This is a genomic window from Streptomyces sp. NPDC033180, assembly GCF_055577645.1.
The window spans coordinates 95,819-106,785 of sequence record NZ_JBVIPU010000017.1 but is presented as its reverse complement, the minus strand read 5'-3'; the positions used below and the strand labels follow the sequence as shown (position 1 = coordinate 106,785).

Genomic DNA, 10,967 nt, shown 5'->3' with positions numbered 1-10,967 from the left:
CACCCGAGGTGCTTCTTTGTATGGAGCCGTTCCCTGTTGGTAGCCCCCTCCCCCCCCCCTTTGCCATTCTGTTTGTCGCCCTCCCCCCCCCCCCCCCCCCCCCCCCCCCCCCACCATGCCCTCACCGAGGGCTGACCCGGGCCCTGACTCCGGGGCTGGGGCGCAGGTTCACCAGCAGTTCGGGCTTCACCTCGGAGCCCTGCGGGAGAAGTTCGATGTCCAGGCGCTGATTGAGCAGCACCGTCAGCAAGTGACCTTCCATCATGGCCAGATGGCTTCCGGGGCACACATTGCTGCCCGTACCGAAGGGCAGGTAGGCACCCTTGGGCAGCGCCTTCTCCGCCTCCCGGGTGAAGCGGTCGGGGTCGAAGCGTTCAGGGTCGGGGAAGACTTCCCGGCGCCGGTGCAGGCTGAAGGCGTTGACGAACACCATCGTCCCCGCCGGCACCCGGTAGCCGCCGATCACGGTGTCCCGGATCGCCTGGCGCGGTATCACCGCAGCGGGCGGGTACAGCCTCATCGCCTCCTTGAACACCTGCAGACAGTACGGGAGTTGCGCCAGGTCCTCGTAGCGCACCGACCGCGTTGCCAGCACACGGTCCACTTCCGCGCGGACTCGCTCAAGGATCTCTGGATGGCGTGCCAGCAGATACAGCGTCCACGCCTGAGCGTCCGCCGATGTCTCCTGTGCGGCGCCCCAAGCGGTCAGCACTTCATCGAGGAGCAGCTCCTCGGTCATGATGCCGCCATCCTCATATCGCGCGCCCATCAGGTCGGACAGGAAGTCCTGCGGCAGTTCGTCCGGGCTCTGCGCCGCATTGGCCGACCGCCGTTGCCGGATGAAGCCCGCGATCCACCCCCGGAAGATGTCGATGTTCCGCCTGGCCCGCATGTTGCGCGGCGTGGGTATCCAGATCGGAAGGGCGACCGCGCTGGTGATGGCATGCATCTCCCACTCGAACGCCTCCGTGATGGCCCGGGCGATCGACTGGTTCTCCCGGGTGGAGGCGCTGAACAGCAGCCTGGTGACGATATCCATCGTGAGGGCGTTCATCTCGGCGACGAGGTCGACGTCAGCGCCACTCCCCCAGCGCTTCACCGTGCTTTCGGCCACAGCGACGATGGCGTCCGCGTGCTGGGGTATCCGGCGTGGCGAGAAGTGCGGCACCACCAACCGGCGCTGCCGGCTGTGGAGTTCGCCTTCGCTGGTCAACAGCCCCTTGCCCATCAGCGGTGTGAGCGCACGGGTCTGGCGTCGGCCGCGGCCGAAGTCGGCCGCACGGTCGATCAGGACCTCTCTGGCCGTCGCCGCGGAGGAGACGACGACGGCCGGGCTCCGTCCGATCCGGAAGCGCACTACGCCGGCGGATCCCTCCGCAATCTCGTGCAGAGCAGCGATGGTGTCCTCCTGGAGCTCGCGCGCGTGGCCGAGCAACCGTCCGCCTCGGGCCTCCGGCAAGGGTTCCGCCTCAGCGGCCAGCCCCTCCGACTCGCGGTATGCGGTGGTACTCAAGCTCCTGCTCCTTCCGGCCTGGTGCGGTCGAGCAGTGTGCCGGCCCGCTGGTGTGAGCGGCACACGCTCCACAACCGCCGCAGGGAGGAGACCAGGCCGGGGCTCTCGGTGAGGCGGTAGGCGGAGTCCTCGGGCAGGCCGGCCATCAGCCGGGCGTGCGCTTCGGGGTAGTTGTGGTACGGCAGCCCGGGCATCAGGTGGTGCAACGCATGCAGCCTGAGTCCGACCGGCGCCCACAGCTCGCCGAGCACCCTGGCCCGCGGGTGGTTCACCGTGTCCATCATCTGCTCGACGATGCTCATCTCGTCCTCGTCACCGACGTACCGGTGAGCGGCCAGCAGACGCACCGAGTTGACGAACGCGACCGCGACGAACAGGGCGTACCACTGGACGAGGCGGCCGATGGGCACCGCTCCTGTGGACAGCAGCACAGCCGCGCCCGCGATCCACGCCAGGCAGAGGAACTCCTGGATCCGCCAACTCCACTTCTCCTCCGCGGTGGGCTGCCGTCCACGGTAGTCAAAGTCGATCTTCAGTGCGGACAGGTTCCGGTACAGGTACTCCCGCACCTTGGGCACGAACCAGGAGACCGGCGTCACGATCCCAAAGCGGTAGGGGCCGAAGAGGGGAAGGACGAGCGGAGTGATCAGCAGTCCCACGATGTTCGACGGCGCCATCCTGGCGAGCGGCAGGTACTCGGCATCCTGCGGCGTGCCGTACAGCTTCCGGTTGTGGTGCTCTCCATGGCACTCGTACATGAAGATCGGGATCATCATCGGGATGCCGAACAGTGCGTTCCAGCCCAGACGGAAGGGGCCGAAGGCCTGCTTCTTGCGGAAGTGCGCGATCTCGTGGATGAACGCGAAGCAGCGGAACACCGCGAACACCGAGACCAGGAAGACGAGCACGCCGAGCACGCTGAAACCGCCGAGAGGCTCCACCGCCCAGAAGGCGACAGCCCCGACCGTCACGGAGAGGAGGAAATCCGTCCAGTAGATCCCCATCCTGGGGCGGAACAGGCCGTGCAGGAGGTCGTGGGCCTCCTTCACCGAGAAGCGGCTCATCGCGCGTTCGAGTTCCGGCTCCCAGGGGATGGCCCGCCGTTCGGCTCCGTCGGCGACCGTCATCATGCCCTCCTGCCGCGGAACCGGCGCAGCGCGATACGCGCCTTGCGCACCTTCGTGTCGGCGATGTCGAGGACGGTGCCCAGCGTGGTCATCGTGACGAGCATCGGACCGGATCCCGCCATCAGCACGGGCCGGTGCTCGTTGCCCGTCACCTTCATGAACTCCGGTTCCTTGATGGCCGACAGGGTCAGGTCCGCGCGGGAGAGCCTGTGCACGTACGGCAGTCGCCAGATGCCGGGAAGCGCGGCGTGGGCACGCAGGCCGGCCTTGGTCGGCGGCAGTTTGATGTCGTTCTCCAGGCGCCACAGGGCCCGGTTTTCCAGGCTCCGGTGCCATTTCTCGACCAGCCCTGCCACGCGGTGCGGGTCGAGGTGGTGCCAGGGGGCGGACTGGGACAGGAACAGCCGGCGCTCCAGTCCGGCCCGCAGCTGGGCGTGCTCGACCGTCTCCTCGTCGGTGCGGCCACCGGTCTCGGTCAGCCACCGCGAGACCCGGAAACGGCCCAGGAGGGCAGCACCGAAGACCATGTAGTCCAGGAGGTGGTCGAGGATGAAGAAGCGGCTGTCGGCGATGGCCGGCCCGTACTTCGACTGGACCATCGAACGCATGATCCGCCAGTCCGCGGTGACGGCGCGGTTCACGTGATCCAGGTAGTCGAGATCGAGCCGGCCCTGGCGGACATCGCGCTGGGCGATGTTGGCGATGTGCCAGGAGGTGGACATCGACAGGCTGATGCCCTGGCTGTAGAAGGCGTCGATGATCGAGGAGGCGTCGCCGGCCATGGCGTAGCGCTTGGGCGAGATGAACGTGTCGGTCATGCGCTGGACGTCCCGGTAGGCGCTGAACTCCAGGACGTTGTCCTCGGTCAGCCAGTCAAGCAGGGGGTAGCGGCGCAGGATCTTCCAGAAGACGTCCCGGGCGTTGCCGTCCTCGGGCGGGCGGCCCTGGCTGTAGGTCACGCCGACGCTGATGCGGTCGCCGTTGAGGCGGATCAGCCAGATCCAGTAGCCGTCACCCCAGAGGTGGAGGGTGTTGCGGTCCCGGTGCGCCTCGCCCCCGTCGGGGAAGGAGAAATTCCAGCGCTCGTCGAAGTTCTCGTCCGAGCAGTTGGAGAACTGCGCCCACGCGGCGGTGGTGGCGAAGCCGTCGTCGAGGTGCAGTTCGTGGTCGAAGCGTTTGGCGAGCACCCGGGTGCGGCCGGTGCAGTCGACCATCCAGCGGGCAGATATCTCCCCGTTCTCCTTCTTGTTCCGCGAACTCCAGCGCAGGACATGGTCGTCGTCGCCGAGGTCGATGTCGCGGACCAGGCCGCTGTCGAGGAAGGTCAGCCCTTCGAAGTTCCTGGCCCGCTCGCGGAGCACCGCTTCGATCTCCGGGCGGACGATCTGCGAGTCCTTGAACATGGTGCGGTGGAAGAGCGGATCCTCGATCTTCTCGATCCAGTGCGCAGGCAGATCGCTCTCGAACCCCCACTCGGACACCGACTCGTCGAAGCTCGTGCGGCCCTCGAGGCCGTGGGCCATCCAAAAGCCCTCCTTCCCGAAGGACTCCTCCAACGACTCGTCGAGTTCACCGATGGCGCGCAGGAAGGCGTTGGAATACACCAGCAGGGACTCGCCGACCTTGTAGCTGGCGAGTTGCTTCTCGGTCGGCTGATCAATGATGACGACGGTCAGGCCTCGCTTGGCCAGTGCGATGGCATTGATCAGGCCGACCACGCCAAAGCCCATGACGCAGACGTCGGCACGTATCCGGTTCGGGCTCGTGACCTGATCTTCGGCCGGGGCGGGCCCGGTCTTCTCGGCCTTGGCCACTGCCGCTGTCTCTATCGGTTCGGGCACCGGTTCTCCTTAGTCGGCGGGGCGGGGGGCGAGGCGGGCGAAGCGCCGGGCGACCCGGCGATGGCGGTGCGCGAAGAGCTGCTCGACCGTCCGGCGGTACAGGGGGGTGATCGGACGCAGATGGGGCTTGAGGAGGTAGGTGAGCCGGTCGGTGAGCACGGCCCCGCCCGGCCTGTCGTCGACGGTGCGTTCGTGGATCCAGGCGTGGGCGGACGACATCCTGGACACCTCCAGGAACCGGCGCCCTTCCTCCCGTTCGGCGATGGTCACGTCGTCGTAGTCGTAGGGAAGAAGGCGGCCGAGCAGGATCCAGGAGCGCCCGAGCGGTTCAGCCAGCGGCACATCGGCCAGGGAGGGACGGTCGCCGCGCATGGCGCGAGGGACGGTCATCCGCATCAGGGGGGCCAGTTCGGCGTTGATGCCGTCCAGGCGCGTGGCGGCCGTCCAGACCTGGAGTCGGTCGGCTCCCGGGAGGAAGGTCGACCGGTGGACCCGCTGCCAGAGTTCGGCAGGCTTGCCTTCGAGGTCGGGGAAGTAGGCAAGGACCGAGGGCGGGGGCCGGTGGCCGCTCCCCGTCGGGGCCGTGTCGCTGCTCATCGTGTCACTCATGGCCAAGGTCTCCCGTGGGCTGCTGGTCGGCGTGCTCGTCTGGCAAGTGGAGCCGGTATCCCAGGCGCTGGGCTTCGTCGCGCAACACACGTACGAGCTCGACGGAGAGCTTCTCCCCGTGGCTGACGACCGGGTCGTGCAGCCGGTGCGCGAGGATCATGGTCTCCGCGGTGCAGGCGTACGTGACGCCGCTGGGCACGCCGAAGTCCACACCGAGGTCCTGGCGCCCGGGCATCTCGACCAGGCCGCCTGCGACCACCTTGAGATCGGGGCGGGCCTTCTTCAGCTGCGGGCCCACGTTGGGAGGCTGCGACACATCGCAGACGGCGGCACCCCGCCGGACGAGTTCGGGCTTGATGAGCTGGTCGGGTGTGGAGGTCGCCGCAAGGATCAGGTCACCGCCGGGCTGCACCGCCTCAGCGTCCAGCGACCAGGTGAGCAGGCCCTCCTTGGCCAGTTCGGCGGCGATGCGGGCGTAGTCCACACCCTCGGCTGCGCGGTTGCGGACGGCCCACGCCAGAGAGCCGGCAGAGGGGTTGCCGCCGAGTTCCGCCAGGTGCGCCACGACCGCCAGCGCGGCTGCGGTCAGACGCTCCTGGCTGCGGCGCCGGTTGGCCGGATTGCCGACCAGGACCAGACTGCCGACCTTCTCGGCCAGCAGCAGGCTGGAGGCCAGGCCGATCGAGCCGGCACCGCCGAGAACCACGCAGCAGGCCGCGTCGAGGCGGATGCCCTGCTGGACGGCGGCTTGCTCCAGTCCGTCCACGGCGGCGGCGACGGTGTACGCGTTGCCGGTCGTCACCGGGACCTTGACGTCTTTGAGAGCCGTGGCGTTGGCGGTGACGACGGACGTGTAGGCGCCGAGCCCGACGAGTTGGGCGCCGCGCGCCACGGCGTCGTCCACGGCCTCCTGGACCAGCGCCGTGGCCTTGGCCGTGGGCATGTCCAGCAGGCGCTGCGCTCCGTAGGGCAGGGCGTAGATCTCACCGTAGGAACTCTCGCCGGTGTCGGTCTGCACGCGGCACCTGCCCACCAGCATGGCCGCGGCCGTGTCGACGTTGCGGCACTGGTTCATCCGGTCGAACAGGACGCGTACCTGTTCTCCGGGCAGACCAAGGCGGCTGTCGTAGCTCTCGTAGCTGGCCATGTCGGTGGGGTGGGCGATGAACGCCCAGCGCGGTTCCCCTGTGCGGGGGCGCAGTGGCTGGTCAGGCACCGCGGGACGCGCCGGCAGTTGGGCAACCGCCTGCTCCCGCGCTTCGTTCGCGTCCCGCGGGCCTGTCTTGGGGAGCAGGTGGGCGAAGAAGCGCCGGCTGTCACCCTGCTCGATGACGCCGAGCCCCCGGTCGAGGGCCGCCAGCAGCGTGTCGCATTCCTCCTCGGTGACGGTCAGCGGCGGCTCTACGCGCAGCACGCTGTTGGCGAAGTAGGCGGGGGCCAGGCGGATTCCCTCATTGCGCAGCAGGTAGCCGCAGAGGAATCCGGCCAGGCCTTCCTGGTCGGCGAGGGAGCGGAAGAGACCCTGGCTGAGATGGATGTCGGGGTCGTCGGACAGTTGCACGCCCAGCAGGAGGCCCTGGCCGCGTACGTCCGCGACGAGGTCGGGATGCTGGGCTGCGACCCGCCTGAGGCCGTCCAGCAGATAGGCGCCGCGCTCGTCGACCTGTCGTACGAGTGCCTGGTCGTCGGCGGTCAGCAGCTCCACGGCGCGCACGCCGACACGGGAGCAGAACGCGTTCCCCCCGAAGGTCGAGGTGTGGCGCAGGCCGAAGTCCTCGGTGAGCGAGTCCTCGCCGAAGAGCACCGCGCCGATGGGGACCATCCCGCCGCCCAGGGCCTTGGCCAGGGGCATGATGTCGGGCACCACTGCGGTGTGTTCGCAGGCGAACAGGCGTCCCGTGCGGCCAAGGCCCGTCTGGACCTCGTCGATGATGAGTTTGGCCCCGAACCGGGTGCACAACTCGCGTGCTGTGGCGAGGTATCCGTCCGGTGCGGGGACGATGCCGCCCTCCCCCTGCAGGGCTTCGACGATGAACGCGGCTGTCTCCTCGCCGTGTTCGTCAAAGGCCTTCTTCAGGGCGTCGGCGTCACCGAAGGGAAGGTGCATGAACCCGGGAGAGGGGGCTCCGAACGGTGTCTGGTAGCGCGGCCTGCCGGTGGCGGACAGCGCGCCCAGGGTCTTGCCGTGGAAGGAGTTGCGTGTGGAGATCACCAGGGTGCGGCCGGTGGCTGCCCTGGCCAGCTTCAGCGACGCTTCGACTGCCTCGGCACCGCTGTTGCACTGCCAGACCTGGTTGAGGTGCCCCGGGGCGGCCTGGGCGAGACGCTCGGCCAGCAGCGCGGAGGCATCAAGGAGGGAGGGCAGCGTGAGGCTCGGCTCGGCCGACTGCTGGAGGTCGCTGATCGCCTCCCAGATCTCCGGAGGGTTGTGGCCAAAGGGCAGTGCCCCGTAGGCGCCGGCGAAGTCGAGGTAGGAGTTGCCGTCGGCGTCGTAGAGCCGAGTGCCGGCGCCGCGCACATAGTGGACGTCCATGCCGAGACCGTCGAGCATGCGGGCGACATAGGGGTTGGAGTGCCGGCGGTATCGTTCCGCGGTCTCGCCACGGTCGACGACGCCGCTCAGCCGGGCGCGAAGCGCGGCCCTCTTCTCTTCGGCCGTGCTGGTCAAGGGTGTGGAAGCCACGTTGGTGTCACCGTCCGTCTTCGGAGTCGAGTGCCGCGAGGAGTCGATCGACTTCCTCCTCGGACAGGTCATCGAGGTTCTCGAGGGCGCGGCGGGCTTCTTCAGAGGTCGGCCCGCGCTGGTTTCCGGCTGCTGTGAGGGTGCGAGCGATGTCCCGCAGGGTCGCGCCCTCCATGAGCACGGTGATCGGGATTGATGTCCCGAGGTCGTTCTCCAACCGGTTCTTCAGCTCGACGATGGACACGGAGTCGATGTCCAGGTCTCTGGCCGAACGGTCCGGGTCCAGGGCTTGGGAATCTGCCTGCATGAAGTCGGCCAAGTGCGTGATGAGCCGCTCCAGTACGGCGCTCTCCTCCAGGCCTGCGCCCACCGGTGGGTCCGCGACGTTTGTCGAGGCGGCTGCCGTGTCGGTGCTGGGGCCCACGTGCTTGACCCAGTGCTTCTTGCGCTGCCAGGGGTAGGTCGGCAGCGCGACCATGCGTGCCGGCCCCGGGTGCAGCGCGCTCCAGTCCACCGCGCACCCGGCGGACCACAGCTGGCCGACGGCTGCCCACAGCCCGAGCCGTTCGTCCTGGTTCTTGCGCAGCGTGGCCACGGCGACGCCCCCCGCCCCGTTCTGGTCGAGGGCTTTCTGCAGATGCGGCAGCAGCGCCGGGTGGGGTCCCAGCTCGACGAAGGCGCTGACTCTGTCCGCCAGCATCGCGTCCACAGCGTTGCTGAACAGGACCGGACGGGCGGCGTTGTCCGCCCAGTGCTTGGCCCGCAGGTGTTCCCCGGGCAGGAGCGCACCGGTGACCGAGGAGTACACAGGGGTGCGCGAGGCTACCGGCCGCACGTCCTTCAGGTCTGTCAGCAGCTGCTCCGCGACGGGGCCGAGCCCGGGACTGTGGAAGGCGTAGTCGGTTGCCAGACGGGTGACACGCCACTGCGAGAAGTGCTCACGCAGTTCCTCCAACGCCTGGGCCGGACCGGAAAGGACCGTGCCCTGGGGGCCGTTGACGGCGGCGATGCCGACGCCTGCTCCCGGGGCGGACGGCGCGGACTGCGCTTGGGCCAGTGCCACGGCAACCTCGTCGGCGGGTGCCCGGACGGCCAGCATCGCGCCTCCGGCGGCGTGCTGGTGCAGGGCCTCGCCCCGGGCGAGCAACACCTGTACCGCCTGCTCGCGGGAGAGGGCCCCCGCGGCGACGGCAGCGGAGACCTCGCCGACGCTGTGTCCGCACACGGCCTCCGGAACCAGGCCCCAGCCACGCAGGCGTTCGGTGAGGGCCGCCTGCAGTGCGGCGATGGCGAGTTGCGCGAATCGGGTATCGGCCAGGGCCCGTTCGGAGTCAGGGCCGGCCAGGGTCGACAGGAGCGAGGGCCCGCCGGCCCGCGTGACAGCCTCGTCCCACGCCGTCAACTCCTCCCGGACGAGGGGGTCGTGCGCGGCGAGTGCGATGCCCATACGCGGCCATTGCGCCGACTGCCCGGAGTAGACGAACGCCAGCTTCTGCCGCGTGGCGGGGAGAGCGGCGAGGGTGGCCGGGCTGCTTGCCGCACGCCGCAACGCGTCAGGAAGCAGTTCGGGGCGGGCCGCACAGACAGCCGCGCGCCGGGAATGAGGTCCTCGGCGCCGGGACGCCGCTGTGGCGGCCTCCCGGATCTCCGTCGCTTCCATGCCCTCCAGGTGCGTGGCGAATCGCTCCAGCTGCGCCGAAAGAGCGGGCCCGGTTCGCGCGGAGAGGGGAATCAGGACGGGGGCGTCATCGTCCGCTGCCAAGGGCCCTTCCGGGGCGTCGGCGTGATCGCGCACCGCGGGCACGGCGTCAGGGTGGGCGATGATCAGATGCGCGTTGGTGCCACCGAAGCCGAAGGAACTGACGGACGCGTAGCGGGCTTCCTCGGAGGTCCACGGTTCCAGACGGCGCGGTATCGCGAAGCGCTCGCCCTCCAGCTCGATGAACGGGCTGATCTCGCCCAGGTTGATCTGCTGCGGTATGCGACCGTGACGGACCGCGCCGACGACCTTGATCAGTGAGGCGACCCCCGCTGCGGACTCCAGGTGACCGAGGTTGGCCTTGACCGAACCCAGCCAGCAGGTGGGTGCTTGGTCACCTCCCGCTCCGTACACGGCGCGGATCGCCTCGTACTCGATCGGGTCTCCCAGGGGCGTGCCGGTGCCGTGCATCTCGACGAACGTGATGTCCTGCGCGCTCTTTGCCGACGCCTGCAAGGTGCGGCGCAGCAGCGCCTCCTGGGCCAGCGGAGAGGGCGCGGTCAGGCCGTTGGTCCTGCCGTCCTGGTTCGTGCCGTCCGCGAGGATGACGGCTTCGATCGGATCACCGTCGGCGAGCGCGTCGGACAGCCGCTTGAGTGCCACGAGACCGGCGCCCTCGCCGCGGACCATGCCATCCGCGTCGGCGGCCAGCGCCTTGGTGCGGCCGTCCGGGGCCAGCGGCAGCGCGCGGCCCGTCATGGTCGTGGACAGCGGAGACAGGATGAGGTTGACGCCCCCGGCCAGGGCCCGGCCGCAGTCACCCGCCCGCAGGCTCTGGCAGGCGAGATGGATGGCGACCAGCGAGGAGGAGCAGGCCGTGTCCACCGCCATGCTGGGGCCCTGGAGCCCGTACTCGTAGCTCACGCGGTTGGCCAGCAGACTCCGTGCGCCGCTGCCCGTGGAGAGCCGGCTGCCGACATCGGGCCTGGCCGCGAGCGAAGCGAGCATGTAGTCCTGGTGGCCGACGCCGATGAAGACCCCCGTCGGCGTTCGCCTGAGTTCAGCAGGTGTCCAGCCTGCTCGTTCGGTGGCTTCCCAGGCGATCTCCAGCAGGACGCGCTGCTGTGGGTCCATCAGGTCGGCTTCGGCGTCGCCGATTCCGAAGAAGCCGGCGTCGAAGCCGTCGACCTCGTCGATCTGCCCGGCGTGCTGGGCGAGCCGAGCGAAGGCCGGGTCGTCCAGTGCGCTGAAGTCGATGCCGCGCCAGCGGTCGCCGGTGAGCGGGCGCACCGCGTCACGGCCCGATTCCACCAACTCCCAGTACTCTTCCGGGCTGTTGGCTCCACCCGGCAGACGGCAGGTTGCGGCAACAATGGCGATGGGCTCGGCCATGCGTCGCTGCTGGTCCTGCAGTTCCGTGATGCGCCCGCGCAGGGATCGGATGGTTTCGGCGGCGCGGAGCAGTGTCTGGTCGGTCGAATTTCCGGTCATGGCG

Annotated in this window: 6 protein-coding genes; all 6 read right to left on the bottom strand. The window is 69.2% G+C overall.

Annotated features, from left to right (window positions below):
• Positions 1-121: 121 nt before the first annotated feature.
• The 6 genes from ACZ5WE_RS33050 to ACZ5WE_RS33025 are packed head-to-tail and all read right to left on the bottom strand — an operon-like array spanning position 122 to position 10,963.
• On the bottom strand, positions 122-1,513 hold the full coding sequence (locus ACZ5WE_RS33050) for a cytochrome P450 (protein ID WP_467694129.1): 1,392 nt from the start codon (positions 1,511-1,513) through the stop codon (positions 122-124).
• The gene (locus ACZ5WE_RS33045) at positions 1,510-2,643 is read right to left on the bottom strand and encodes a fatty acid desaturase family protein (protein WP_467694128.1); all 1,134 of its coding nucleotides are present in this window, start codon (positions 2,641-2,643) and stop codon (positions 1,510-1,512) included. The genes ACZ5WE_RS33050 and ACZ5WE_RS33045 overlap by 4 nt, the downstream gene beginning before the upstream one ends.
• On the bottom strand, positions 2,640-4,481 hold the full coding sequence (locus ACZ5WE_RS33040) for an NAD(P)/FAD-dependent oxidoreductase (protein WP_467694127.1): 1,842 nt from the start codon (positions 4,479-4,481) through the stop codon (positions 2,640-2,642). Before ACZ5WE_RS33040 ends, ACZ5WE_RS33045 begins: the two co-directional genes overlap by 4 nt.
• A 9-nt stretch (positions 4,482-4,490) precedes the next feature.
• Positions 4,491-5,090 carry an SRPBCC family protein gene (locus tag ACZ5WE_RS33035; protein ID WP_467694125.1) on the bottom strand — a complete coding sequence of 200 codons (600 nt, stop codon included), beginning with the start codon at positions 5,088-5,090 and terminating at the stop codon, positions 4,491-4,493.
• Positions 5,083-7,773 (bottom strand): aminotransferase class III-fold pyridoxal phosphate-dependent enzyme, encoded by a 2,691-nt coding sequence (locus ACZ5WE_RS33030; protein ID WP_467694124.1) that lies wholly within the window; start codon positions 7,771-7,773, stop codon positions 5,083-5,085. Before ACZ5WE_RS33030 ends, ACZ5WE_RS33035 begins: the two co-directional genes overlap by 8 nt.
• Before the next feature lie 7 nt (positions 7,774-7,780).
• Positions 7,781-10,963 (bottom strand): type I polyketide synthase, encoded by a 3,183-nt coding sequence (locus ACZ5WE_RS33025; RefSeq protein ID WP_467694122.1) that lies wholly within the window; start codon positions 10,961-10,963, stop codon positions 7,781-7,783.
• Between the last annotated feature and the right edge of the window lie 4 nt (positions 10,964-10,967).

Bases quoted from the DNA above. Each gene is read 5' to 3' on its own strand.
- ACZ5WE_RS33045 (WP_467694128.1), bottom strand. From the start codon at position 2,643: ATGATGACGGTCGCCGACGGAGCCGAACGGCGGGCCATCCCCTGGGAG.
- ACZ5WE_RS33035 (WP_467694125.1), bottom strand. From the start codon at position 5,090: ATGAGTGACACGATGAGCAGCGACACGGCCCCGACGGGGAGCGGCCAC.
- ACZ5WE_RS33025 (WP_467694122.1), bottom strand. From the start codon at position 10,963: ATGACCGGAAATTCGACCGACCAGACACTGCTCCGCGCCGCCGAAACC.